The sequence below is a fragment of the Mycobacterium sp. genome (assembly GCF_049673265.1).
Lineage (GTDB): Bacteria > Actinomycetota > Actinomycetes > Mycobacteriales > Mycobacteriaceae > Mycobacterium.
The window spans coordinates 1-25,294 of sequence record NZ_JBATXN010000034.1 but is presented as its reverse complement, the minus strand read 5'-3'; the positions used below and the strand labels follow the sequence as shown (position 1 = coordinate 25,294).

Annotated in this window: 24 protein-coding genes; 23 read left to right on the top strand and 1 reads right to left on the bottom strand. The window is 64.0% G+C overall.

Annotated elements, in window-relative coordinates; all coding sequences use genetic code 11:
• Positions 1–116: 116 nt before the first annotated feature.
• The 22 genes from argS to WBF82_RS00990 all read left to right on the top strand — a co-directional run bounded on the left by argS (position 117) and on the right by WBF82_RS00990 (position 23,148).
• Positions 117–1,769, top strand: a complete 1,653-nt coding sequence (gene argS, locus WBF82_RS01095) for an arginine--tRNA ligase (protein WP_424381261.1) — start codon at positions 117–119, stop codon at positions 1,767–1,769.
• Positions 1,770–1,852: 83 nt separating this feature from the next.
• Positions 1,853–3,184: a diaminopimelate decarboxylase gene (gene lysA / locus WBF82_RS01090; RefSeq protein ID WP_424381263.1), complete on the top strand. Its 1,332-nt coding sequence runs from the start codon at positions 1,853–1,855 to the stop codon at positions 3,182–3,184.
• A gap of 5 nt (positions 3,185–3,189) precedes the next feature.
• Positions 3,190–4,515, top strand: a complete 1,326-nt coding sequence (locus WBF82_RS01085; RefSeq protein WP_424381260.1) for a homoserine dehydrogenase — start codon at positions 3,190–3,192, stop codon at positions 4,513–4,515.
• Complete coding sequence (gene thrC / locus WBF82_RS01080) at positions 4,512–5,603, top strand: threonine synthase (RefSeq protein WP_424381259.1); 1,092 nt, start codon at positions 4,512–4,514, stop codon at positions 5,601–5,603. Before WBF82_RS01085 ends, thrC begins: the two co-directional genes overlap by 4 nt.
• Before the next feature lie 8 nt (positions 5,604–5,611).
• The gene (thrB, locus tag WBF82_RS01075; RefSeq protein ID WP_424381262.1) at positions 5,612–6,547 is read left to right on the top strand and encodes a homoserine kinase; all 936 of its coding nucleotides are present in this window, start codon (positions 5,612–5,614) and stop codon (positions 6,545–6,547) included.
• A 263-nt stretch (positions 6,548–6,810) separates the two neighbouring features.
• Entirely contained in the window at positions 6,811–8,625 is a 1,815-nt protein-coding gene (rho, locus tag WBF82_RS01070; RefSeq protein WP_424381258.1) for a transcription termination factor Rho, read from the top strand.
• Between the two features lie 79 nt (positions 8,626–8,704).
• On the top strand, positions 8,705–10,306 hold the full coding sequence (gene fadD1 / locus WBF82_RS01065) for a fatty-acid--CoA ligase FadD1 (protein ID WP_424381257.1): 1,602 nt from the start codon (positions 8,705–8,707) through the stop codon (positions 10,304–10,306).
• A gap of 156 nt (positions 10,307–10,462) precedes the next feature.
• The gene (gene rpmE / locus WBF82_RS01060) at positions 10,463–10,705 is read left to right on the top strand and encodes a 50S ribosomal protein L31 (RefSeq protein WP_424381256.1); all 243 of its coding nucleotides are present in this window, start codon (positions 10,463–10,465) and stop codon (positions 10,703–10,705) included.
• 90 nt (positions 10,706–10,795) lie between these two features.
• Positions 10,796–11,869, top strand: coding sequence for a peptide chain release factor 1 (gene prfA, locus WBF82_RS01055; protein WP_424381255.1), 1,074 nt, complete (start codon positions 10,796–10,798; stop codon positions 11,867–11,869).
• On the top strand, positions 11,866–12,711 hold the full coding sequence (gene prmC, locus WBF82_RS01050) for a peptide chain release factor N(5)-glutamine methyltransferase (protein ID WP_424381254.1): 846 nt from the start codon (positions 11,866–11,868) through the stop codon (positions 12,709–12,711). The genes prfA and prmC overlap by 4 nt, the downstream gene beginning before the upstream one ends.
• On the top strand, positions 12,708–13,361 hold the full coding sequence (locus tag WBF82_RS01045) for an L-threonylcarbamoyladenylate synthase (protein WP_424381253.1): 654 nt from the start codon (positions 12,708–12,710) through the stop codon (positions 13,359–13,361). The genes prmC and WBF82_RS01045 overlap by 4 nt, the downstream gene beginning before the upstream one ends.
• A gap of 24 nt (positions 13,362–13,385) precedes the next feature.
• A complete protein-coding gene (rfe, locus tag WBF82_RS01040; protein ID WP_424381252.1) occupies positions 13,386–14,570 on the top strand; it encodes a UDP-N-acetylglucosamine--decaprenyl-phosphate N-acetylglucosaminephosphotransferase in 1,185 nt (394 codons plus the stop codon).
• 224 nt (positions 14,571–14,794) lie between these two features.
• On the top strand, positions 14,795–15,241 hold the full coding sequence (locus WBF82_RS01035) for an ATP synthase subunit I (protein WP_424381251.1): 447 nt from the start codon (positions 14,795–14,797) through the stop codon (positions 15,239–15,241).
• Positions 15,234–16,019, top strand: coding sequence for a F0F1 ATP synthase subunit A (atpB, locus tag WBF82_RS01030; protein WP_424381250.1), 786 nt, complete (start codon positions 15,234–15,236; stop codon positions 16,017–16,019). Before WBF82_RS01035 ends, atpB begins: the two co-directional genes overlap by 8 nt.
• A 76-nt stretch (positions 16,020–16,095) precedes the next feature.
• A complete protein-coding gene (locus tag WBF82_RS01025; protein ID WP_424381249.1) occupies positions 16,096–16,341 on the top strand; it encodes a F0F1 ATP synthase subunit C in 246 nt (81 codons plus the stop codon).
• A gap of 8 nt (positions 16,342–16,349) precedes the next feature.
• Positions 16,350–16,856 carry a F0F1 ATP synthase subunit B gene (locus WBF82_RS01020; protein WP_424381248.1) on the top strand — a complete coding sequence of 169 codons (507 nt, stop codon included), beginning with the start codon at positions 16,350–16,352 and terminating at the stop codon, positions 16,854–16,856.
• Between the two features lie 5 nt (positions 16,857–16,861).
• Positions 16,862–18,202 (top strand): F0F1 ATP synthase subunit B/delta, encoded by a 1,341-nt coding sequence (locus tag WBF82_RS01015; RefSeq protein WP_424381247.1) that lies wholly within the window; start codon positions 16,862–16,864, stop codon positions 18,200–18,202.
• A 47-nt stretch (positions 18,203–18,249) separates the two neighbouring features.
• On the top strand, positions 18,250–19,905 hold the full coding sequence (gene atpA, locus WBF82_RS01010) for a F0F1 ATP synthase subunit alpha (RefSeq protein WP_424381246.1): 1,656 nt from the start codon (positions 18,250–18,252) through the stop codon (positions 19,903–19,905).
• Between the two features lie 6 nt (positions 19,906–19,911).
• On the top strand, positions 19,912–20,835 hold the full coding sequence (locus WBF82_RS01005; RefSeq protein ID WP_424381245.1) for a F0F1 ATP synthase subunit gamma: 924 nt from the start codon (positions 19,912–19,914) through the stop codon (positions 20,833–20,835).
• Positions 20,836–20,859: 24 nt separating this feature from the next.
• On the top strand, positions 20,860–22,311 hold the full coding sequence (gene atpD, locus WBF82_RS01000; protein ID WP_424381244.1) for a F0F1 ATP synthase subunit beta: 1,452 nt from the start codon (positions 20,860–20,862) through the stop codon (positions 22,309–22,311).
• A gap of 15 nt (positions 22,312–22,326) precedes the next feature.
• Positions 22,327–22,692: a F0F1 ATP synthase subunit epsilon gene (locus tag WBF82_RS00995; RefSeq protein WP_424381243.1), complete on the top strand. Its 366-nt coding sequence runs from the start codon at positions 22,327–22,329 to the stop codon at positions 22,690–22,692.
• Positions 22,693–22,704: 12 nt separating this feature from the next.
• Positions 22,705–23,148: a DUF2550 domain-containing protein gene (locus WBF82_RS00990; RefSeq protein WP_424381242.1), complete on the top strand. Its 444-nt coding sequence runs from the start codon at positions 22,705–22,707 to the stop codon at positions 23,146–23,148.
• A gap of 9 nt (positions 23,149–23,157) precedes the next feature.
• Here the strand turns inward: WBF82_RS00990 and WBF82_RS00985 are convergent, their stop codons facing one another.
• A complete protein-coding gene (locus WBF82_RS00985; RefSeq protein WP_424381241.1) occupies positions 23,158–23,748 on the bottom strand; it encodes a cob(I)yrinic acid a,c-diamide adenosyltransferase in 591 nt (196 codons plus the stop codon).
• A 71-nt stretch (positions 23,749–23,819) separates the two neighbouring features.
• Between WBF82_RS00985 and murA the strand changes: the two genes are divergently transcribed.
• The gene (gene murA, locus WBF82_RS00980) at positions 23,820–25,073 is read left to right on the top strand and encodes a UDP-N-acetylglucosamine 1-carboxyvinyltransferase (RefSeq protein WP_424381240.1); all 1,254 of its coding nucleotides are present in this window, start codon (positions 23,820–23,822) and stop codon (positions 25,071–25,073) included.
• Positions 25,074–25,294: the final 221 nt, after the last annotated feature.

Below are 25,294 nucleotides of genomic sequence, written 5' to 3'. Positions count from 1 at the left end.
GGCGCACGCGAGAAGTGCTGCGCCAACGGGCCACGACAGACTAACGCATGACAGCCGCCGCCCGAGCATCGGAATCGATTCGGGGGCGGGGGACCTCAGCCAATAGGATGGCCTGCGTGAACCCCGCCGACCTGGCCGAGCTGCTCAAGGTCACCGCGACCGCGGTGCTGACTGAGCATGCGCTCGACAGCGCCGCGCTGCCACCGGTGGTCCCCGTCGAGCGGCCCCGCAACCCCGAGCACGGCGACTACGCCAGCAACTTGGCGCTGCAGCTCGGGAAGAAGGTCGGCATCAGTCCCCGTGAGCTGGCCGGGTGGCTCGCCGAGGCGCTGGCCCAGGCCGACGGCATCGCCTCGGCGGAGGTGGCCGGCCCCGGTTTCATCAACCTGCGGCTGGACGCCTCGGCGCAGGGCGTCATTATCAACAACGTCATCGACGCGGGCCACACCTATGGCAACTCCGGCACCCAGGCCGGACACAACATCAACCTGGAATTCGTGTCGGCCAACCCGACCGGGCCGATCCACATCGGTGGCACCCGCTGGGCCGCCGTCGGCGACGCACTCGGCCGGTTGCTGTCGACGCAGGGCGCCAACGTGGTACGCGAGTACTACTTCAACGACCACGGCGCCCAAATCGACCGGTTCACCAACTCGCTGATCGCCGCGGCCAAAGGCGAACCCACCCCGGAAGACGGCTATGCGGGCAGCTACATCGCCGACATTGCCGTGCAAATTTTGCAGCAAGCGCCCGACGCGCTGAGCCAGCCCGACGCCGAGCAGCACGAAACGTTCCGGAAGATCGGTGTCGACTTGATGTTCGCGCACATCAAGTCGTCGCTGCACGACTTCGGCACCGACTTCGATGTCTACACCCACGAAGAGTCGATGCACAACAGCGGCCGGGTTGAGCAGGCGATCGCCCGGCTTCGCGAGAACGGCAACATCTACGAGAAGGACGGCGCAACCTGGTTGCGCACCAGCGCTTTTGGCGACGACAAGGACCGCGTCGTGATCAAGAGCGACGGCAAACCGGCTTACATCGCCGGCGATCTCGCCTATTACCTGGACAAGCGGGAACGCGGCTTCGACCTGTGCATCTACATGCTCGGCGCCGATCACCACGGCTACATCTCCCGGCTGAAGGCCGCCGCGGCCGCCTTCGGCGACGACCCGGCCACCGTCGAGGTGCTGATCGGGCAAATGGTCAACCTGGTCCGCGACGGCTTGCCGGTCAAGATGAGCAAGCGGGCCGGCACCGTGATCACGCTTGACGACCTGGTCGAGGCGATTGGCGTCGACGCTGCTCGTTACAGCCTGATCCGCTCCTCGGTGGACACCCCGATCGACATCGACCTGGCGTTGTGGTCGTCTGCGTCCAACGAAAACCCGGTCTACTACGTGCAATACGCGCATGCCCGGCTCTCCGCGCTGGCCCGTAACGCCGCCGAACTGGGTCTGATCCCCGACACCGGCCACCTGGAGTTGCTCAGCTACGACAAGGAAGGCACGCTGGTCCGTAATCTCGGCGAGTTCCCGCGCGTTTTGAAAACCGCCGCATCCCTGCGCGAACCGCACCGAGTGTGCCGCTACCTTGAAGACCTCGCCGGCGACTATCACAGGTTTTACGACTCGTGCCGGGTGTTGCCGCAGGGCGACGAAGAGCCCAACGACCTGCACGCCGCGCGTCTGGCGCTGTGCCAGGCGACCCGCCAGGTGATCGCCAACGGATTGGCCATCCTGGGTGTCCGCGCTCCGGAGCGAATGTGAACGCGCATCCAGCCGGACCGCGTCACGCCGAGGAATTCCATCACGGCGGCGTTCCACCGTGCCCGCAGACGACGCAGGAACTCTTGGAGCTGGCACCGAATGTCTGGCCGCGCAACGTGCTTCGCGGTGATGATGGGATCGTTAGCATTGCCGGTGTCGCGCTGAACCGGCTGGCGCACGAGTACGGCACGCCGCTTTTCGTCGTCGACGAAGACGACTTTCGATCGCGGTGTCGCGAGATCGCCGCCGCATTCGGCGGCGGCTCCAACGTGCACTACGCCGCCAAGGCTTTCCTGTGCAGCGAAATTGCGCGGTGGATCGACGAGGAAGGCCTCTCGCTTGATGTCTGCACCGGCGGTGAGCTAGTGGTCGCGCTGCATGCGAACTTCCCGCCCGAGCGGATTGCGCTGCACGGCAACAACAAATCAGTGGCCGAGCTGACCGCCGCGGTCAAGGCCGGGATCGGTCACGTGGTGGTGGATTCGATGACCGAGATCGAGCGCCTCGATGCCGTCGCCGGTGAGGCCGGCGTCGTCCAGGATGTGCTGATCCGCGTCACGGTCGGCGTCGAAGCCCACACCCACGAGTTCATCTCCACCGCCCACGAAGACCAAAAGTTCGGCCTGTCGCTGGTCAATGGCGCTGCGATGGCCGCGGTACGACGAGTGTTCGCCACCGACCACCTCCGATTGGTGGGTCTGCACAGTCACATTGGGTCGCAGATCTTCGACGTCGCCGGTTTCGAACTGGCCGCGCACCGGGTGATCGGCCTGCTGCGCGATATCGTCGCCGCGTTCGGGGTCGACAAGACGGCGCAGATCTCCACCATCGATCTCGGTGGCGGCCTGGGCATCTCGTATCTACCGAACGACGATCCGCCGCCAGTGGGCGAACTTGCCGACAAGCTCGGATCCATCGTGCGCAACGAATCCGCGGCCGTGGGCCTGCCGGTTCCCCGGCTGGTGGTTGAACCCGGTCGTGCCATCGCCGGGCCGGGCACCATCACGCTGTATCAGGTCGGCACCGTCAAAGACGTGGGGGTGAGCGCGTCCGCGAATCGCCGCTACGTGAGTGTGGACGGCGGAATGAGCGACAACATCCGCACATCGCTCTACGGTGCCGAATACGACGTTCGACTGGTCTCCAGGGCTACCGACGCGGCTCCGACGCTGGCGCGTGTCGTTGGAAAGCACTGTGAGAGCGGCGATATCGTCGTTCGGGATACCTGGGTACCCGACGATGTAGCCCCGGGCGACCTGATTGCGGTGGCCGCCACCGGCGCCTACTGCTACTCGCTGTCGAGCCGGTACAACCTGATTGGCCGGCCTGCGGTGGTGGCGGTGCGCGACGGGCAGGCTCGTCTGATCTTGCGCAGAGAGACCGTCGACGATCTTTTGAGCCTGGAGGTGAGGTGAGGCGCGTGAACGCAAGTGAAAAGCCAGTCGGTGTAGCGGTATTGGGACTGGGCAATGTGGGCAGTGAAGTTGTTCGCATCATCGAGGACAGTGCTGACGACCTCGCCGCCCGAATCGGCGCGCCGCTCGCGCTGCGCGGCATAGGCGTGCGGCGGGTAACCGCTGACCGCGGTGTGCCGATCGATCTGCTTACCGACAACATCGAAGAACTTGTCTCCCGCGATGACGTCGACGTCGTCGTCGAAGTGATGGGGCCGGTCGAGCCGTCGCGCAAGGCGATCCTGTCCGCGCTAGAGCATGGCAAATCCGTCGTCACGGCGAACAAGGCCCTGCTGTCAGTCGCCACCGGAGAGCTCGCGCAAGCTGCCGAAAGCGCCAATGTGGACCTGTATTTCGAGGCAGCTGTCGCCGGTGCGATCCCGGTGATCCGGCCGCTGACCCAATCGCTGGCCGGCGACACCGTGCAGCGGGTGGCCGGGATCGTCAACGGCACCACCAATTACATCCTCTCCGAGATGGACAGCACCGGTGCCGACTACGACGCCGCGTTGGCCGACGCGAGCGCGCTCGGCTACGCCGAGGCCGATCCCACCGCGGATGTGGAAGGTTATGACGCGGCGGCCAAAGCCGCGATCCTGGCGTCGATCGCATTCCACACCCGGGTGACCGCCGACGACGTCTACCGCGAGGGCATTACGGAGATCACTCCGGACGACTTCGTGTCCGCGCGGGCCCTAGGCTGCACGATCAAACTGCTGTCGATCTGTGAACGAATCATTACCGACGATGGGCAGCAGCGGGTTTCGGCTCGGGTCTACCCTGCGCTGGTGCCGTTATCGCATCCGCTAGCAACGGTCAACGGCGCATTCAACGCCGTGGTGGTCGAGGCCGAAGCCGCGGGCCGGCTGATGTTCTACGGTCAGGGAGCCGGCGGAGCACCGACTGCGTCAGCGGTGACGGGGGATCTGGTGATGGCTGCCCGCAACCGGGTGCTGGGCAGCCGTGGGCCAAAGGAATCTAAGTACGCCCAACTCGCTATCGCGCCAATGGGTTTCATCCCGACCCGCTACTATGTGAGCATGAACGTGGCCGACAAACCGGGCGTATTGTCTTCGGTCGCAGCGGAATTCGCCAAGAGGGAAGTCAGCATCGCCGAAGTTCGCCAGGAAGGCGTGGTAGGGGAGAGTGGACAACGGGTGGGCGCCCGCATCGTGGTAGTCACACACAGCGCCACCGATGCCGCGCTGTCGGAAACCGTCGACGCGCTGGCCGACCTCGACGTGGTACAGGACGTGACCAGCGTCCTGCGGCTGGAAGGAACCAGCGAATGAGTTCGGCAAGCGCCGCTAAGACCAGCACCCATCAGCCGTGGCCGGGCGTGATCGCGGCCTACCGGGATCGGCTGCCGGTCGGCGACGACTGGGCGCCGGTCACCCTGCTCGAGGGCGGCACCCCGCTGATACCGGCAACCAAGCTCTCTGCGAAGACCGGATGCGCCGTCCATCTCAAGGTGGAGGGCCTCAATCCCACCGGCTCATTCAAGGACCGCGGCATGACGATGGCCGTCACTGACGCGGTGGCCCGCGGCCAGCAGGCGGTACTGTGCGCCTCGACGGGCAACACCTCGGCGTCGGCTGCAGCCTATGCGTCTCGTGCCGGCATCACCTGCGCGGTGCTCATCCCGCAGGGCAAGATCGCGATGGGCAAGCTGGCACAGGCCGTGATGCACGGCGCCAAGATCATCCAGATCGACGGTAACTTCGACGACTGCCTGGAACTCGCCCGCAAGATCGTCGCCGATTTCCCGACGATCTCGTTGGTCAATTCGGTCAACCCGGTGCGCATCGAGGGCCAGAAGACGGCGGCGTTCGAGATCGTCGACGTCCTAGGCGTCGCGCCGGACGTGCACGCGTTGCCGGTCGGCAACGCAGGCAATATCACGGCGTATTGGAAGGGCTACACCGAGTATCACGCCGACGGAGTAATCGACAAGCTGCCGCGGATGCTGGGAACCCAGGCGGCCGGCGCAGCGCCGTTGGTGTTCGGCGAACCGGTGCGTCACCCTGAGACCATCGCCACCGCCATCCGCATCGGCTCACCGGCGTCGTGGGCATCGGCCGTCGAGGCCCAACAACAGTCCAAGGGGCGGTTCCTGGCCGCCACCGATGACGAGATCCTGGCCGCATATCACCTGGTGGCCGCCACCGAGGGCGTCTTCGTGGAACCAGCGTCGGCGGCGAGCATCGCCGGTCTTCTCAAGGCCGTCGAGGACGGCTGGGTCGCCCCGGGATCGACCGTCGTCTGCACCGTGACCGGAAACGGCCTCAAGGACCCCGACACCGCGCTGCGCGACATGCCGACCGTGTCGCCGGTGCCCGTCGACCCCGTCGCCGTCGTCGCGAAGCTGGGGCTCGTCTAGTGGCGCAGATGCTGCCGGCCGGCCTGCTGGCCAGTTCGGTCGTCGCGGCGTCCAGCGCTAACCTTGGCCCGGGCTTCGACAGCATGGGATTGGCGCTGAATGTTTACGACGAAATTATCGTCGAAACAACCGATTCCGGCCTGATCGTCGAAGTCGATGGCGAAGGTGCCGGGGAATTGGCGCTCGGCTCAGGCCATTTGGTGGTTCGCGCGGTCGAATCTGGACTACGGGCGGCCGGCGTTAGTGCGCCCGGCTTGAAAGTGCAGTGTCGAAACGCCATTCCGCACTCGCGGGGCCTCGGCTCGTCGGCCGCAGCGGTGGTCGGCGGCCTCGCCGCAGTCAATGGGCTTGTCGGACAAGCGGGTTTGACTCCCTTGGCTCAGGACCAGCTAATCCAGTTGGCGTCGGAATTCGAAGGGCACCCCGACAACGCCGCGGCTTCGGTGTTGGGTGGCGCCGTGGTGTCGTGGACAGACCGCAGCGGCGACCAGCCCAGCTTCTCGGCGGTGCCGCTCCGGTTACATCCCGATATTCACCTGTTCCCCGCCATTCCCGAGCAACGCTCGTCGACCGCGGAGGCGCGGGTGCTGCTTCCAGCCCAGGTTAGCCACGACGACGCCCGGTTCAATCTCAGCCGCACAGCGCTGCTGGTGGTGGCGCTCACTGAACGACCTGACCTGCTGATGGCCGCCACCGAGGACGTGCTCCACCAGCCACAGCGCGCGCACGCGATGCCCGCTTCGGCGGAATACCTTCGACTTTTGCGTCGTTGCAAGGTGGCAGCTGTGCTATCCGGCGCTGGTCCGGCGGTGATCGCGCTGAGTACGGCTCCCCAGTTGCCGGCCGAGGCCTTGGAGTACGCCGCCGCAAACGGGTTTGCGGTCAGCGAAATGGTGGCCGGCGACGGGGTCCGCTGGAGTTCCGGAGTGGCCGTCCGCAGATGAGGTCCACCGGCACGCGGGAGGGGCTTCTTGCTTCCGGCATCGAAGCAGGTTATCCTCGGAGCCGTCCAGCAATCGCAGCATCTGCATCTGCGTTAACACTAGGACGAACACACCAAATTCTTCTCGTGGACGATGGTTCGCCATTTAAACCGCCACTCCGGGCGATCACCGTTGCAGAGTCGATTGTTGGTAGCACTCGGCGATCTAGCTGAATGCAACGAACCCCTGGCTTGATTCGATCGGCCAGGGAAGAAAGGAAATCCGTGACTGAAACGGACCTCGTTACGGCTGGCGACAGCACTGAAGACAACAAGCTGTCCAATTCCGTGACACCAGACACTTCCGCTGACTCCGAGACATCCGGGTCGGCGACGGACGCCAGCCCCAGTGCGTCGGACGGTTCGTTGTCCGCCATGGTGCTTCCCGAACTGCGCGCGCTGGCCAATCGAGCCGGCGTCAAAGGCACCTCTGGGATGCGAAAGAACGAACTGATCGCTGCGATCCGGGAAAGCCGCCAGGGGCACGCCAACGGCGCACCTGCCAGCGGCGGTGCCGGCGGCGAATCACACAACCACGTGACCGAGACGGCCAACCACACCGCCGCGACCGCCGACGACGCGACCCGGGCTGACTCCAGCGAAAAGGAACAGTCCGGCGACCACGCCGAGCGGCCGGGCCGGTCGGAAAAAAACGATCAATCCACTGCCAAGCCTGCGCGCGATCAAGACCGACAACAGGACGCCAAGTCCGACAAGCAGTCCGACAAGGGCGGAGATCAGCAGGGCTCGGGCGGACAGCAAAACCGCGGTGGCTCGAACCAGCAAGACGACGACGGTGACGGCCGCGGCGGCCGCCGAGGGCGTCGATTTCGGGAACGCCGCCGTCGTGGCGACCGGCCCGGCGAGGGCGGTGACACCGAACTGCGTGACGACGACGTCGTGCAGCCGGTCGCCGGGATCCTCGACGTTCTCGACAATTACGCGTTCGTGCGCACTTCCGGTTACCTTGCCGGCCCCCACGACGTCTACGTCTCGATGAACATGGTGCGTAAGAACGGATTACGCCGCGGCGACGCCATCACCGGCGCGGTGCGGGTGCCAAAGGAGGGCGAACAGCCCAATCAGCGGCAGAAGTTCAACCCGTTGGTGCGTCTGGACACCGTCAACGGCGGACCGGTCGACGACGTCAAGAAGCGGCCTGATTTCACCAAGTTGACGCCGCTGTATCCCAACCAGCGACTGCGTCTGGAGACCACCCCCGACCGGCTGACCACCCGCGTCATCGACCTGATCATGCCGATCGGCAAGGGCCAGCGTGCACTGATCGTGTCGCCGCCCAAGGCGGGTAAGACGACGATCCTGCAGGACATTGCCAACGCGATCACCCAGAACAACCCGGAATGCCACCTCATGGTCGTGCTCGTCGACGAGCGTCCTGAGGAGGTCACGGACATGACGCGCTCGGTCAAGGGCGAGGTCATCGCCTCGACGTTCGACCGGCCGCCGTCGGACCACACCTCGGTGGCCGAGCTGGCGATCGAGCGTGCCAAGCGGCTCGTGGAGCAGGGTAAGGACGTCGTTGTGTTGCTCGACTCGATCACCCGCCTGGGACGCGCGTACAACAACGCGTCGCCGGCTTCAGGCCGCATCCTGTCCGGTGGTGTCGACTCCACTGCGCTGTACCCGCCGAAGCGTTTCCTGGGCGCCGCCCGCAACATCGAAGGGGGCGGCTCGTTGACGATCATCGCGACCGCGATGGTGGAAACCGGATCCACCGGTGACACCGTGATCTTCGAGGAGTTCAAGGGCACCGGTAACGCCGAGCTCAAGCTTGACCGCAAGATCTCTGAACGTCGGGTGTTCCCCGCCGTCGACGTAAACCCTTCGGGCACAAGGAAAGACGAGCTTCTGCTCTCGCCCGACGAGTTCGGCATCGTGCACAAGCTGCGTCGTGTGCTCTCCGGTCTGGATTCCCACCAGGCCATTGACCTACTGATGTCGCAGCTGCGTAAGACCAAGACCAACTACGAATTCCTGGTCCAGGTCTCCAAGACAACACCGGGCATGGACAACGACTAATCGGTTAACACATCACCGCGGTCGACCTACTTCGGCCTTCCTACTAGGCAGCTAAAGCTGCGCCGGTAACGTCCCAGCCGTGGCGGAGACCATTCAGCAACTGCTTCGCACCCGCGTGGGCGACTCCACTCCGGCGGTGAAATACGGCGATCGGGTATGGAGTTGGCGCGATCATCTCGCGGACGCCTCAACTGCCGCCGCCGCACTGATCGGTATCGCCGACCCCAAACGCCCCCTGCACGTCGGTGCACTGCTGGGCAACACCCCCGAAATGCTCACCGCGATGGCTGCTGCCGCACTCGGCGGATACGTACTGTGCGGCATCAACGACACCCGTCGCGGTGCGGCACTGGCCAACGACGTCCTGCGGGCCGACTGCCAGATACTGCTCACCGACCCCGCGCATCGCGCACTGCTCGACGGGCTGGATCTGCCCGGGGTCCGCGTCCTGGACACCTCCACCGATGAGTGGTCCGGTTTGCTGGCGGCAGCCGGGTCGCTCGTACCGCATCGCGAGGTCGAGCCGACCGACACCTTCATGATGATCTTCACTTCGGGCACCAGCGGCGAGCCGAAGGCCGTCCGGGTCACCCATCTGACCGTGATTTTCGCCGGTTCCACGCTGATCGAACGGTTCGAGGTCGATTCATCCGGCGTCTGCTACCTGTCGATGCCGCTCTTTCACTCCAACGCGCTGCTCGCCGGCTGGAGCGTGGCGGTCGGCTCCGGTGCGGCGATGGTTCCCGCGACATTCTCCGCCTCCGGTTTGCTGCACGATCTACGCCGCTACGGCGCGACCTATATGAACTACGTCGGCAAGCCGTTGGCCTACGTGCTGGCCACCCCCGAGCAGCCCGACGATCGGGACAACCCGCTGCGGGTTGCGTTCGGCAACGAGGCAAGCGATCGCGACATCGCCGAGTTCAGTCGGCGTTTCGACTGCACGGTATGGGACGGCTTCGGCTCGACCGAAGGCGCGATCATCATTACCCGCGAAGATGGCTGCCCGCCTGGCTCTTTGGGCCAGGGCTTTCCCGGTGTGCGCATCTACAATCCCGACACGCTCGCCGAATGTGCGGTGGCCCGCTTCGACGATGACGGCTCGCTGATCAATGCCGAGGAGGCGATCGGCGAGCTGGTCAACACCTCGGGTGCCGGCCTGTTCGCCGGGTACTACAACGATCAGGAGGCCACCGACGCGCGACTCCGCCACGGCATGTTCTGGTCGGGCGATCTGGCCTACCGCGACGCGGACGGCTGGATCTACTTCGCCGGGCGCAGCGGGGAGTGGCTGCGGGTCGACGGCGAAAATATGACCACGGCTCCCATCGAGCGCATCCTGCAACGGCTGCCGGCGGTCAGCCAGGTAGCGGTGTACGCGGTGCCGGACGAGCAAGTCGGCGACCAGGTGATGGCGGCGTTGGTGCTGGTCGACGGGGCAGAGCTGACGCCCGGCGAGTTCGGCGAATTTCTGGCCGGCCAGTCCGACCTATCGCCGAAGGCATGGCCGCGGCACGTGTGGATCACCGACGGCTTGCCATCCACCGCCACCAATAAGATCCTCAAACGTGAGCTGAGGTCCCGCGGCGCTATCCCAGAGGGTGGCCTGCTGTGGGCCCGGACCGGGCGCGGCCGCATTTACGCTGTGGTCGAGCAGGGCGGCGATGGCCGCGCCGAATAACCCGGTCAGTCCCGGTTAGCATGGGGAATGCGCAACCGTATGCGCGCGTTTAGGGGGAGAGCGGCTGACCTGGCATAATCAGGTGCCGAAGTTAAGGTTCCGGTTCACGTCCAGCTAGTTGGGGCGACCCGGCGGCCTGCAATCGAAGAGGAACTCATGAAATCTGGTATTCATCCGGCATACGGCGACACCACTGTCGTCTGCGGTTGCGGCAACACCTTCACGACCCGCAGCACCAAAGAAAGCGGGCACATCGTGGTTGAGGTGTGCTCGCAGTGCCACCCGTTCTACACCGGTAAGCAGAAGATTCTGGACAGCGGCGGCCGGGTCGCTCGCTTCGAGCGGCGCTACGGCAAGCGCAAGGCCGGTGCCGACAAAGAGGCTTCGGTCGACAAGTAGCTTGGACCGACGCCCGATCTGCTGCGGAAACCGCACCAGGCCGGGCGTCGTTTCGCGTTCGGGCAATTCGACAGCGCGGGAAGGACAAGCATGACGCAGGGCGTGCAGGCGATTGACGCGCTGCTGGCCGAACATGCCGAGCTCGAGCGCCAGTTGGCCGATCCCGAACTGCACAGCAATGCTGCCAACGCGCGCAAGGTCGGTCGTCGGTTTGCACAACTGGCGCCGATCGTTGCCACCCACCGCAAGCTGGAGTCGGTGCGCGGAGACCTGGAGACCGCGCGGGAACTGGCTGCCGATGACGCGTCGTTTGTCGATGAAATCGCCGAACTCGAAACGCGCGCTGCCGAGCTGGACACTCAGCTCACCGACATGTTGGCGCCGCGCGACCCGCATGACGCCGACGACATCGTGCTCGAGGTCAAATCCGGTGAGGGCGGCGAAGAATCGGCTCTCTTTGCCGCCGACCTGGCCAGGATGTACATCCGCTACGCCGAGCGGCACGGCTGGACGGTAACCGTATTGGACGAAACCACCTCGGATCTCGGTGGTTACAAGGACGCGACGCTGACGATCGCCAGCAAAGGCGACTCGGCCGATGGTGTGTGGTCGCGGATGAAGTTCGAGGGTGGAGTGCACCGGGTACAGCGCGTCCCGGTCACCGAATCCCAAGGCCGCGTGCATACTTCGGCCGCCGGCGTGCTGGTCTACCCGGAACCCGAGGAAGTCGGCGAAGTACAGATCGACGAGTCGGACCTGCGCATCGACGTCTACCGATCGTCCGGCAAGGGTGGTCAGGGCGTCAACACCACCGACTCGGCGGTACGAATTACCCACCTGCCCACCGGAATTGTCGTCACGTGCCAAAACGAACGCTCGCAGCTGCAGAACAAGACGCGAGCCTTGCAGGTGCTGGCCGCTCGGCTGCAGGCGATGGCCGAGGAGCAGGCACTGGCCGACGCGTCGGCCGATCGTGCCAGCCAGATCCGCACGGTGGACCGCAGCGAACGCATCCGCACCTACAACTTCCCCGAGAATCGGGTCACCGACCACCGCATCGGTTACAAGGCGCACAATCTCGACCAGGTCCTCGACGGTGACCTTGAGGCGCTATTCGACGCTCTGAGCGTCGCCGATCGGCAATCCCGGCTGCAGCAGGCATGACGACTCGACTGCGGTGCGCGATCGACTCGGCTACGACGCAGCTCGCAGACGTTGGAATCAACTCCGCGCGCTTCGACGCCGAGGAGTTGGCCGCGCACTTCACCGGCACCGAGCGGGGACGGCTGCCACTGATCGATTCGCCCGACGACGCGTTCTTCGACCGCTACCACGCTGCGGTCGCGGCGCGGTCGCGCCGAGTGCCGCTGCAGCACCTCACCGGCACAGCAGCTTTCGGGCCGCTGACGCTGTTCGTCGGACCCGGCGTCTTCATCCCGCGCCCGGAGACCGAGGCCATGCTGGAATGGGCCACCGCGCAGTGTCTTCCGGAAGCACCGGTGATCGTCGACGTCTGCACCGGTTCGGGCGCGCTGGCGCTCGTATTGGCACAGCGCTGGCCGGCAGCTCGGGTACTCGGAATCGATGACTCCGACGCCGCCCTTGACTACGCTCGCAAAAACTCGGTAGGAACCGCGATCGAGTTGCTGCGCGCTGACGCCACCGACCCGCACTTGCTCGCCCAACTCGACGGGCAAGTCGACCTCCTGGTGGCCAACCCGCCGTACGTGCCTGAAGCCGTTGAGCTCGAACCTGAAGTCTCTCACTATGATCCGGCGCACGCCGTGTTTGCAGGCCCGGACGGGATGGCGGTGATCCCCGCGATCATCGGGCTGGCCGGCCGCTGGTTGCGTCCGGGCGGCTTCTTCGCCGTCGAGCACGACGACACCACATCACTGCAGACATCTGAACTGGTCAGCAGCACAGGACTTTTCGATGGCGTCGTCGCCAGAACAGATCTGACCGGACGACCGAGATTCGTCACGGCACGCCGGAGCGACTCGTGAGTGACGTATTCGACTGCGCCGATCCCGAACAGCGTTCCCGCGGAATCGAATCGGCCGTCGGCGCCGTCAAAAACGGTCGGCTGGTAGTTCTTCCGACGGACACCGTCTACGGCATCGGCGCCGACGCTTTCGACAGCGCGGCAGTGGCCGCACTGCTTTCGGCGAAGAGGCGCGGACGCGACATGCCGGTGCCGGTGCTGGTTGGCTCCTGGCACACCATCGAGGGGCTTGCCCTGATGGTGCCCCAGGCAACGCGTGATCTGATTCGTGCGTTCTGGCCGGGCGCGCTGAGCCTGGTGGTCCGGCAGGCGCCGTCGCTGCTGTGGGACCTCGGCGATGCCCGCGGAACGGTAATGCTGCGGATGCCGCTGCATCCGGTAGCCATCGCGCTGCTGCGTGAGGTCGGGCCGATGGCGGTATCCAGCGCCAACATCTCCGGTCGTCCGCCGGCTGTCAACGCCGACGACGCGCGCGAGCAGCTCGGCGACCTCGTCGAGGTGTACCTCGACGCCGGTCCTTCCGCACAGCAGGCAGCCTCGACCATCCTCGACCTCACCGATGCCCAACCACGCATCCTTCGACCCGGACCGATCAGCGCAGAAAGTATCGCCGCGGTGCTCGGCTTGGACGCCGCGAGTTTGACCGACTGACCCGCGCGGCAATTGAATACAGACGTGGTGCAGAACAACCTGGCCGGCGGTCTGCTCGCGCTATCCGACCGTGGCGCCGGCGTTCCGTTGCGTGAGCTGGCGCTCGTCGGGCTCACTGCCGCGATCATCACCTACTTCGCGACGGGACCGGTGCGCCTGCTGGCGACCCGGCTCGGCGCGGTGGCGTATCCACGCGAACGCGATGTGCATGTGACGCCGACGCCGCGGATGGGGGGCCTGGCGATGTATCTAGGCGTCATCGCCGCGGTGTTTCTCGCATCGCAGCTGCCCGCTTTGACACGCGGTTTCGTCTACTCCTCGGGCATGCCCGCGGTGCTGGTGTCCGGCGCGGTGATCATGGGCATCGGCCTGATCGATGATCGCTGGGGTCTGGATGCGCTGACGAAGTTCGCCGGTCAGATCACCGCGGCCAGCGTGCTGGTCACCATGGGCGTGGCCTGGAGCGTCCTCTACATTCCGTTGGGCGGCGTCGGCACCATCGTGTTGGACCAAGCCTCCTCGATCCTGCTCACGCTGGCCCTGACCGTGTCGATCGTCAACGCGATGAACTTCGTCGACGGTCTCGACGGGCTGGCCGCCGGGCTCGGGTTGATCACCGCTCTGGCGATTTGCATGTTCTCGGTCGGCCTGCTGCGCGATCACGGCGGCGACGTCCTGTTCTACCCGCCGGCGGTCATTTCAGTGGTGCTGGCCGGGGCGTGCCTCGGCTTTCTGCCGCACAACTTCCATCCAGCAAAGATCTTCATGGGAGATTCCGGTTCGATGCTCATCGGCCTGATGCTGGCCGCCGCGTCGACAACGGCCGCGGGCCCGATTTCGCAGAACGCTTACGGCGCCCGTGATGTGTTTGCTCTGCTGTCGCCGTTCCTGTTGGTCGTGGCAGTCATGTTCGTGCCAATGCTCGACCTGCTGCTGGCGATTGTGCGGCGTACCCGGGCGGGTCGTAGCGCCTTCACCCCCGACAAGATGCACCTGCATCATCGGCTGCTGCAGATCGGTCATTCGCACCGACGCGTGGTGCTGATCATCTATTTGTGGGTAGGCATAGTCGCATTCGGCACCGCGAGCACAATTTTCTTCAACCCACGCGATACCGCGGCGGTGATGCTGGGCGCCATCGCCGTCGCGATTATCGCCACGTTGATCCCGCTGCTACGACGCCGTGACGACGTCTACGACGAGGAGTAGTAGGGTAGCTCGAAATGTGGTACGGTGCTGGTAGAACCCGAATAAACCTCGCGGGTTGCCGGCCACCGGCCATCGGATCCCTGTCCGATTGGTCGGACGTACGACCGACAAAGGGGAGTTGTCCCTTGGGTGATGCGAGTGCAGTGATTGCCCTCCGATACGCTCAACGGGCCACGCAACGTTCAACCAGGCAACTCCCCCCTAGCGAGGACTGAGGTGCAGTAGTGACAACACCAGCGCAGGACGCGCCGTTGGTGTTTCCCTCCGTTGCGTTCCGGCCAATTCGTCTGCTCGCGATCTCGGTTGCGCTGACTGCCATCGCGGTCGCCGCCGCCGGTGCGCTCGGCCATCCGATGGTCGGCATTTTCTTCGGCGTGGGACTCCTCCTGGGTTTGCTCAACGCCCTCGGCGTGCAGCGCTCCGTAGCAGCGATCACCGCCGATGCGCACCCGCTGAAGAAGAAAATGGCGATGAACTCGGCCACCCGACTGCTGATCATCACCGTGATCGGACTGGCCGTCGCTTATGTATTTCGACCCGCCGGCTTGGGTGTGGTGTTTGGTCTTGCGCTATTTCAGGTAGTGCTGGTGGTGTCGACCGCGCTACCGGTGTGGAAGAAGCTGCGCACGGAGTCCGTCGGGGCAGAAGGGAACGGCAACAGCGATGACTAAGGCGCTCCTGGCTGACGCCGCCATCGAGGTCGGCCATCACGACACCGCCCGCTGGTTCGGCCTGACCGTCAACGTCGACACGATCATGGCCTCTGCGATCGCCGCCGTCATCGTCATCGGGCTGGCATTCTTCCTTCGCGCCAAGGTCACCTCCAGCGGCGTGCCGAACGGCGTGCAGTTGTTCTTCGAGGCGATCACTATTCAGATGCGCGATCAGATCGAAACCGCCATCGGCATGCGAATTGCGCCGTTTGTGTTGCCGCTGGCCGTCACGCTTTTCGTGTACATCCTGTTCTCGAACTGGTTGTCGGTGCTGCCGCTGCAGTACACCCACTCGACGGGCGGATCGCCGAAGGAGTTGTTCGGCCCCCCGGCGGCGGACATCAACTACGTGCTGGCCTTGGCGTTGTTCGTCTTCATCTGCTACCACCTCTCCGGCATCTGGCGCAGCGGCCCGATTGGGTATCCGGTCAAGGTGCTCAAGGGGCACGTCTGGGACACCCTGCCCCCCGGGGTCGGTGCGATCTTCTCGCCGATCAACGTGGTGGAAGAGCTGGCCAAGCCAATCTCGCTGTCGCTCCGACTTTTCGGCAATATGTTCGCCGGCGGCATCTTGATCGGGCTGATTGCGCTGTTCCCGCCGTATATCTTGTGGGCGCCGAATGCGATCTGGAAGGCATTCGACCTATTCGTCGGCGCGATTCAAGCGTTCATCTTCGCGCTGCTGACCATCTTGTACTTCAGTCAAGCGATGGAGCTGGAAGGGGAACATGATTAGGTCCGCACACATCTCCCGGTTCCCAACACAACTACAGACTTGGTAGACCGCTACCAAATATCAAGGAGGATAAGCAATGAACCCGCAAATCGCTGCCGGCGCCCTCATCGGCGGCGGACTGATCATGGCTGGTGGCGCGATCGGCGCCGGTATTGGTGACGGTATCGCCGGTAACGCGCTGATCTCCGGCATCGCCCGCCAGCCCGAGGCACAAGGCCGACTGTTCACCCCGTTCTTCATCACGGTTGGTCTGGTCGAGGCTGCCTACTTCATCAACTTGGCCTTCATGGCGCTGTTCGTCTTTGCCACCCCGGTCAAGTAACAGCTGAGATGGGTGACATGAGCGCTGTCGTACTGGCTGAGGGAGGCGGTAACAACTTCCTCATCCCCAACGGCACCTTCTTCGTTGTGCTGATCATCTTCTTGATCGTGCTTGGCGTGATCGGCACCTTCGTGGTTCCGCCGATCTCGAAGGTGTTGAAAGAGCGCGAAAATATGGTCACCAAGACGCTGGCGGACAACAAGAAGTCGAACGAGCAATTCGCGGCCGCCCAGGAAGACTACGAGAAGGCGATGTCGAAAGCTCGGGTCAAAGCCTCAGCGGCCCGAGACGATGCCCGCGCCGAGGGGCGCAAGCACCTCGAGGAATTGCGCGCCGGCGCTGAGCAAGAGGTTTCGTCGACGTTGCAGGACGCGGCTGAGCAACTCAAACGGGAGGGCGATGCCGTGGCTGCGGATCTGCGCTCTCGCGTCGAAGGCATGTCCACCGAATTGGCCAGCCGGATTCTCGGAGTCGAGGTCACCACTTCGGTCACCACTACCGGGTCGGGGCGGTAGCGAAGATGTCGACATTCATCGGGCAGTTCGTCGGGTTCGTTCTCATTGTGTTGCTGGTTTGGCGCTACGTCGTGCCGCCGGTGCGCACGATGATGGCCAACCGGCAGAACACCGTGCGGCAGCAGTTGGACGAGGCCGCAGCTGCTGCCGATCGGCTCGAGGAAGCAACGCAAGCGCGCAGCAAGGCAGTAGACGACGCCAAGGCGGAGGCCAAGAGGGTCACCGAAGAAGCCCAGGCAGATGCCAAACGCATTGGTGAACAAATGCGGGCCCAGGCCGATAGTGAAGCCGAGCGGATCAAATCGCAGGGCGCCAAGCAGGTTGTACTGCTGCGGGGACAGCTGATTCGCCAGCTGCGCCAGGAGCTCGGTGGCGAATCCGTGCGGCGGGCAGGCGAATTGGTGCGTGGCTATGTTGCCGACTCGGCCCAGCAGTCGGCAACGGTCGACCGCTTTCTCGACGACCTGGACGCGATGGCGCCCTCCAAAGCGGAGGTCGAGTACCCGGTTGCGGCGAAAATGCGTTCGGCTAGCCGCCTAGCGCTGGACGCCGTGATGAAGCGGTTCGGTGAGGTAGCCAAGGGCATAGACGACCGTGGATTATCGACCCTCGCGGACGAATTGACTTCGGTCGCCGCGCTGTTGGACCGCGAGGCGGTCGTCGCCCGGTATCTCACCGTCCCGGCCGAAGATGCAGGACCCAGGGTCCGGCTGCTCGAGCGGCTGGTGTCCGACAAAGTCGGAGAGCACGCGCTCGACATCCTCAAAACGGCCGTCTCGCAACGGTGGTCGGCCAGCGCCGATCTGGTCTCTGCTGTCGAGCTTGCATTGCGACACGCCTTATTGATGCGCGCCGAACATGCCGGCACCATCGACGAGGTCGAGGACCAGTTGTTCTGGTTCAGCCGCATCCTGGATGCCCAACCGCGCCTCTCCATATTGCTGGGCGACTACCAAGCACCGGCGGACAGCCGGGTCGAATTGCTGCGCAACGTACTGCAAAGTGCAAGCACCAGAGTCAATCCCGTCGCCCTTGACCTGCTTGCCAAGACAGTCGAGTTGTTGCGAGGCCAATCGATCGAGGTGGCGGCGCTCACGCTGGCCGAAGTGGCCGTGGCCCGCCACGGCGAAGTCGTCGCACACATCAAGGCGGCCGCCGAACTCAGCGACGCCCAGCGGGAACGCTTGGCCCAAGTATTAAGCCGGATCTATGGCCATCCGGTGAAAGCGCAGATGCAAATCGAACCAGAGCTGCTCGGCGGGCTCGCAATTTCGGTCGGCGACGAGGTCATCGACGGTACGCTTTCGTCTCGTCTCGTCGCGGCCCAAAACCAGATGCCAGACTGACACACCACCTAGCCAACACAATCGACAAGCAGGAAGAACGAAAAGCCATGGCAGAGTTGACAATCTCCGCTGAAGACATTCAGGGCGCGGTCGAAGAATACGTTAGCTCCTTTACCTCCGACACCGCGCGGGAGGAGGTCGGCACCGTCGTCGACGCCGGCGACGGTATCGCGCACGTCGAGGGCCTACCGTCCGTGATGACCCAGGAGCTTCTTGAATTCCCCGGCGGGGTTTTGGGAGTGGCGCTCAACCTCGATGAGCACAGCGTCGGCGCGGTGATCCTGGGTGACTTTGAGAAAATCGAACAGAGCCAGCAGGTCAAGCGCACCGGCGACGTGCTGTCGGTGCCGGTTGGCGACGGGTTCCTCGGTCGGGTGGTCAACCCTCTCGGCCAGCCGATCGACGGCCGCGGTGACATCGAGTCCGACGAACGTCGGGCGCTGGAAATCCAGGCCCCCTCGGTGGTGCAGCGCCAGGGCGTCAAAGAGCCACTGCAGACGGGGATCAAGGCCATCGACGCTATGACGCCCATTGGGCGCGGACAGCGTCAGCTGATCATCGGCGACCGCAAGACCGGCAAGACCGCAGTGTGCGTCGACACCATCCTCAACCAGCGGCAGAACTGGGAAAGCGGGGACGAGGACAAGCAGGTGCGCTGCGTATATGTGGCCATCGGGCAGAAGGGCACCACAATCGCCGCAGTGCACCACACGCTGGAAGAGGGCGGCGCGATGGACTACACGACGATCGTCGCCGCGCCTGCATCAGATTCTGCCGGCTTCAAATGGCTTGCGCCATACACTGGTTCGTCCATCGCTAAGCACTGGATGTATCAGGGCAAGCATGTGTTGATCGTGTTCGACGACCTGAGCAAGCAGGCCGAGGCCTACCGGGCGATCTCGCTGCTGCTCCGCCGCCCACCCGGCCGCGAAGCCTATCCCGGTGACGTGTTCTATTTGCACTCACGCCTGCTGGAGCGTTGCGCCAAGTTGTCCGACGAGCTGGGCGGCGGTTCGTTGACTGGGCTGCCCGTCATCGAGACCAAGGCCAACGACATCTCGGCCTACATCCCGACCAACGTCATCTCCATCACCGACGGGCAGTGCTTCCTAGAGTCCGATCTGTTCAACCAGGGTGTCCGGCCCGCCATCAACGTTGGTGTGTCGGTCTCCCGCGTGGGTGGTGCGGCGCAGATCAAGGCAATGAAAGAGGTGGCAGGAAGTCTCCGCTTGGATCTCTCGCAGTACCGCGAGCTCGAATCGTTCGCGGCGTTCGCTTCCGATCTTGACGCAACGTCCAAGGCGCAGTTGGAGCGCGGTGAGCGGTTGGTCGAATTGCTGAAGCAACCGCAAAACCAGCCGGTGCCGGTTGAGGAGCAGGTGGTCGCGATCTTCCTCGGCAGCGGCGGTCACCTTGACTCAGTCCCAGTTGAAGACGTGCGGCGCTTCGAAACCGAGTTCCTCGACCACATCCGGGCTGCCGAGGAAGGCATCCTCTCGGAAATCCGGGAATCCCAGAAGCTGTCGGAGGAGACGGAAGACAAGTTGACCAAAGCGGTCAAGGACTTCAAGAAGGGCTTCGCGGCCACCGGCGGTGGCTCGGTGGTGCCCGACGAGCACGTGGAAGCCCTCGACGAGGAAAAGGTGGCGAAAGAAGCTGTGCAGGTTCACAAGCCCGCGCCACCGGAGCAGAAGAAGAAGTAATAGAGGATGGCTGCCACACTTCGCGAACTGCGGGGCCGGATCCGCTCCGCCGGGTCGATCAAAAAGATCACCAAGGCACAGGAAATGATCGCGACGTCGCGTATCGGCAAGGCGCAGGCCCGGCTCGAGGAGGCCCGGCCCTACGCCAACGAGATCACCAACATGCTCACCACCCTGGCCGAGGAAGCCGCGCTGGACCATCCATTGCTGGTAGAGCGCCCGGAACCAAAACGGGCCGGCGTGCTTGTGGTCTCGTCGGACCGTGGGCTTTGTGGCGCGTACAACTCCGGCGCGTTTCGCCGAGCCGAAGAGCTCTTTTCGCGGCTGCGGCAAGACGGCAAGACGCCGGTGCTCTACACCGTCGGGCGTAAAGCAATGGGCTACTACTCATTTCGAAACTGGGACATCAGCGAGTCGTGGACGGGCTTCTCGGAACGACCTAGCTACGAAGATGCGACCAAGGTGGCCGAGACACTGGTGGACGCCTTCATGGTCGGGGTCGAGAACGACGATGAACGTCAGGAGCAGGACGCCCCTGAGGGTGTCGACGAACTGCACATCGTCTACACCGAGTTCAAGTCGATGATGTCGCAGTCGGCGGAGGCACACCGCATTGCGCCGATGGTTATCGAGTACGTCGAGGACGACCGGGAACCGCACACGTTGTACTCATTCGAACCAGATGCGACGACGCTTTTCGACTCGCTGTTACCGCGGTACTTGACGACCCGCGTATATCTGGCGCTGCTCGAGTCGGCTGCATCGGAGTTGGCATCGCGCCAACGGGCAATGAAGTCGGCGAGCGACAACGCCGACGATCTCATCAAGGACCTCACCCTTCAGGCCAACCGTGAGCGGCAGGCCCAAATCACCCAAGAAATCAGCGAAATCGTCGGTGGCGCAAATGCGCTCGCCGACGCCACCGGATAAGCCACACCAGGAAGCGAAAAAGATATGGCTGCTACCACTCAAAAGTCCAAGAGTTCCAAGGGCACCGACACCAACGGCCGCGTGGTACGGGTCACTGGGCCGGTCGTCGACGTCGAATTTCCGCGTGGCTCGGTACCGGCGCTGTTCAATGCTCTGCACACTGACGTCACGTTCAAGGCGCTCGCCAAGACATTGACGTTGGAGGTCGCACAGCACCTCGGCGACAACCTGGTCCGCGCGATTTCGATGCAGCCCACCGACGGGCTGGTTCGCGGCGTTGAGGTGATCGACACCGGGAATTCGATTTCGGTGCCGGTTGGCGACGGTGTCAAGGGCCACGTGTTCAACGCGCTGGGCCGCTGCCTGGATGAAGAAGGCTACGGAAAAGACTTCGATCGCTGGCCGATTCACCGCAAGGCGCCGCCGTTCGACGAGCTGGAACCGCGCACCGAGATGCTCGAGACGGGTCTGAAGGTTGTCGACCTGCTGACGCCGTACGTGCGCGGTGGCAAGATCGCGCTGTTCGGCGGTGCCGGCGTGGGCAAAACGGTTCTGATCCAGGAGATGATCAACCGGATCGCCCGAAACTTCGGCGGCACCTCGGTGTTCGCCGGTGTCGGCGAGCGCACCCGCGAGGGCAACGACCTGTGGGTCGAGCTTGGTGAAGCCGACGTGCTCAAGGACACCGCGCTGGTGTTCGGTCAGATGGATGAGCCGCCCGGCACCCGTATGCGAGTGGCGTTGTCGGCCTTGACGATGGCCGAGTACTTCCGCGATGAGCAGGGCCAGGACGTTCTGTTGTTCATCGACAACATCTTCCGATTCACCCAGGCCGGATCGGAGGTGTCCACGCTGCTCGGCCGAATGCCTTCGGCAGTGGGATATCAGCCCACGCTCGCCGACGAAATGGGTGAGCTTCAGGAGCGAATCACCTCGACGCGTGGCAAGTCCATCACCTCGATGCAAGCCGTGTACGTGCCCGCCGACGACTACACCGACCCGGCGCCGGCGACGACGTTCGCCCACCTGGACGCGACGACCGAGCTCTCCCGAAATGTGTTCTCCAAGGGCATCTTCCCAGCGGTGGACCCGCTGGCATCCAGCTCCACCATCCTGGACCCCTCGGTGGTCGGCGACGAGCACTACCGGGTGGCGCAGGAAGTGATTCGGATCCTGCAGCGCTACAAGGATCTACAAGACATTATCGCGATTCTGGGTATCGACGAGCTGTCCGAAGAAGACAAGCAACAGGTCAACCGGGCCCGACGCATCGAGCGGTTCCTGTCGCAGAACATGATGGCGGCCGAACAGTTCACCGGTCAGCCCGGTTCCACCGTGCCGCTGAAGGAAACCATCGAGGCGTTCGACAAGCTCACCAAGGGCGACTTCGACCACGTGCCCGAGCAGGCATTCTTCCTGATCGGCGGCCTGGACGACCTGGCGAAGAAGGCCGAAAGCTTCGGCGCCAAGCTGTGATGAATCGAGTTTGAGATGGCCGAGATGAAAGTGGAGATCGTGGCCGTCGACCGGAAAATCTGGTCGGGTGAGGCGACGTTCATCTTCACCCGCACGACCGTTGGCGAAATCGGCATCATGCCAAGGCATATCCCACTGGTAGCGCAACTGGTCGACGACGCCATGGTTCGGGTCGAACGCGACGGCGAGAAAGATCTGCGCATCGCGGTGGACGGCGGTTTTATGTCGGTGACCGAGGAGGGCGTGAGCATCCTCGCCGAATCCGCGGAGTTCGAATCGGAGATCGACGAGTCTACGGCGAAACAAGATTCGGAGTCAGACGATCCTCGGGTCGCCGCCAGGGGGCGAGCCAGGCTGCGCGCTGTCGGCGCGCTCGACTAGCGGGCCGCGCCGATGAGCACGCTCATGATTACCATGGTCGTGCTCGTCGCCGTGTTGGGAATTGCCGTCGTAGCCTTGAGTTATCGCTTGTGGAAGCTGCGTCAGGGCGGGACCGCGGCGATCATGCGGGACATCCCCGCTGTCGGGGGCCATGGTTGGCGGCACGGCGTGATCCGCTACCGGGGTGGTGATGCCGCCTTCTACCGATTGTCCAGTGTTCGGCTATGGCCGGATCGCCGGCTCAACAGGCGAGGTGTGGAGATCGTGTCGCGGCGTTCGCCACGCGGTGACGAATTCGACATCATGACGGAAGAGATCATCGTGTTGGAACTGCGCGACACGATGCAAGAGCGCAGGGCGGGTTATGAAATCGCCCTGGAACGCGGCGCTTTGACCGCTTTCCAGTCTTGGCTGGAGTCACGTCCCTCGCCGCGCGCGCGCCGCCGCAGCATCTGATCTTCAGCTTTACTTCTCCGGCTGGCTGGCCCCGCCGCCGCCCGGTTGCCACAGCACGTCGCCGCCAGGGTTGGCCAGCCGGCACAAGATAAACAACAAGTCGGACAACCGGTTTAGGTACTTAGCGGGTAGCGGGCTGACATCCGAAGGGTGCTGTTCGATCGCAGACCACGCCGAACGCTCCGCACGTCGCACCGCGGTGCGAGCGACATGCAGCAGTGCCGAAAGTGGTGAGCCACCGGGGAGCACAAAGGAGTTCAGCGCTGGCAGGCCCTCGTTGAACTCGTCACACCACGTCTCGAGTCGATCGACGTATGACTGCGTGATGCGCAACGGAGGATGCTTGGGATTCTCCACAACTGGAGTCGAGAGATCCGCGCCGGCATCAAACAGGTCGTTCTGGATTTGCCGTAGGACGTCTGTCAGTTGTTGCGTCGGGTGTCCTAGCGCGATCGCCACACCGATCGCCGAGTTGGCTTCGTCGCAGTCGGCGTAGGCCACCAACCGCGCGTCGTTCTTGGAGACCCGCGAGAAATCGCTTAAGCCCGTCGTGCCGTCGTCGCCGGTGCGGGTATAGATGCGAGTCAGGTGTACCGCCATGACTAAAAACCGTACCGCTCGGACCGCCATGCCCACTGACAGGGCGAAACCGCTTCACTAAACTAACCCGAGTGGCCGAGCGATTCGTTGTGACCGGTGGCAGCCGGTTGTCGGGCAAAGTCGCTGTTGGCGGGGCGAAGAACAGCGTTCTCAAGTTGATGGCTGCCGCCCTTCTCGCCGAAGGCACCAGCACGATCACCAACTGCCCCGACATTCTGGACGTTCCGCTGATGGCCGAGGTGCTGAGGGGCCTGGGTGCCACGGTCGAACTGTCGGGCGCAACCGTACGCATCACCTCCCCGGACGAGCCGAAGTACGACGCAGACTTTGCCGCAGTCCGCCAGTTCCGAGCCTCGGTCTGCGTCCTCGGCCCCCTGGTCGGGCGATGCAAGCGAGCAAAAGTCGCACTGCCGGGCGGTGACGCCATCGGGTCACGTCCGCTGGATATGCATCAGGCCGGGCTGCGGCAATTGGGAGCTGTCTGCAATATCGAGCACGGCTGTGTCGTCGCCCAGGCAGATGCCTTGCGGGGCGCGGAGATTCAGCTGGAGTTTCCGTCGGTCGGAGCCACCGAGAACATCCTGATGGCCGCGGTGCTGGCAGAAGGCGTGACCACGATTCACAATGCCGCGCGCGAACCCGACGTTGTGGACCTATGCACGATGTTGAACCAGATGGGTGCTCAGGTCGAAGGCGCGGGCTTGCCCACGATGACGATCACCGGTGTCCCGCGGCTGTATCCGACCGAGCATCGCGTCATTGGCGACCGGATTGTGGCGGCCACCTGGGGCATCGCCGCGGCGATGACCCGCGGTGACATCACGGTGACCGGGATCGATCCGGCGCACCTCCAAGTTGTCTTGCACAAATTGCACGACGTGGGCGCCACGGTCACCCAGACCGACGACAGCTTCCGGGTGACGCAGTACGAGCGCCCGAAGGCCGTCAATGTCGCAACGCTGCCGTTCCCCGGGTTCCCGACAGATCTGCAGCCGATGGCGATTGGCCTGGCTTCGATTGCCGACGGCACATCGATGATTACCGAGAACGTATTTGAGGCACGGTTCCGATTTGTCGAGGAGATGATCCGCCTTGGCGCCGACGCTCGCACCGACGGGCACCACGCCGTCGTGCGAGGGCTGCCGCAACTGTCGAGTGCGCCCGTATGGTCATCGGATATCCGGGCCGGCGCTGGCCTGGTGCTGGCCGGGCTGGTGGCCGACGGCGACACCGAGGTGCACGACGTGTTTCACATCGACCGTGGCTATCCGCTGTTCGTGGAAAATCTGAGCAGTCTCGGAGCGGAGATCGAGCGCGTAGAATAGTTGCGACATAACGACTCTCGTCGATCCTGCGCGGTTCGGCGGCGAGTTGACCACCCCTGTGCCGCGGAGTATAGTGGCAGGGTTGCCTGTTCACGGGTGTTGTTTGAGAACTCAATAGTGTGTTTGGTGGTTTTGTTTTTGTTGTTGTTTTTTTGCCGCGTTTCGACGCCCCGTGTTGGGACGTGGTTTTTTGATGCCAGTTTTTGGTGTCTTGCTTTGGT

Coding starts and splice junctions, on each gene's coding strand:
- thrC (WP_424381259.1), top strand. CDS start 4,512: ATGAGTTCGGCAAGCGCCGCTAAGACCAGCACCCATCAGCCGTGGCCG.
- thrB (WP_424381262.1), top strand. CDS start 5,612: ATGCTGCCGGCCGGCCTGCTGGCCAGTTCGGTCGTCGCGGCGTCCAGC.
- rpmE (WP_424381256.1), top strand. CDS start 10,463: ATGAAATCTGGTATTCATCCGGCATACGGCGACACCACTGTCGTCTGC.
- prfA (WP_424381255.1), top strand. CDS start 10,796: ATGACGCAGGGCGTGCAGGCGATTGACGCGCTGCTGGCCGAACATGCC.
- prmC (WP_424381254.1), top strand. CDS start 11,866: ATGACGACTCGACTGCGGTGCGCGATCGACTCGGCTACGACGCAGCTC.
- atpB (WP_424381250.1), top strand. CDS start 15,234: ATGACTAAGGCGCTCCTGGCTGACGCCGCCATCGAGGTCGGCCATCAC.
- WBF82_RS01025 (WP_424381249.1), top strand. CDS start 16,096: ATGAACCCGCAAATCGCTGCCGGCGCCCTCATCGGCGGCGGACTGATC.
- WBF82_RS01020 (WP_424381248.1), top strand. CDS start 16,350: ATGGGTGACATGAGCGCTGTCGTACTGGCTGAGGGAGGCGGTAACAAC.
- WBF82_RS01015 (WP_424381247.1), top strand. CDS start 16,862: ATGTCGACATTCATCGGGCAGTTCGTCGGGTTCGTTCTCATTGTGTTG.
- atpA (WP_424381246.1), top strand. CDS start 18,250: ATGGCAGAGTTGACAATCTCCGCTGAAGACATTCAGGGCGCGGTCGAA.
- WBF82_RS01005 (WP_424381245.1), top strand. CDS start 19,912: ATGGCTGCCACACTTCGCGAACTGCGGGGCCGGATCCGCTCCGCCGGG.
- atpD (WP_424381244.1), top strand. CDS start 20,860: ATGGCTGCTACCACTCAAAAGTCCAAGAGTTCCAAGGGCACCGACACC.
- WBF82_RS00995 (WP_424381243.1), top strand. CDS start 22,327: ATGGCCGAGATGAAAGTGGAGATCGTGGCCGTCGACCGGAAAATCTGG.
- WBF82_RS00990 (WP_424381242.1), top strand. CDS start 22,705: ATGAGCACGCTCATGATTACCATGGTCGTGCTCGTCGCCGTGTTGGGA.
- WBF82_RS00985 (WP_424381241.1), bottom strand. CDS start 23,748: ATGGCGGTACACCTGACTCGCATCTATACCCGCACCGGCGACGACGGC.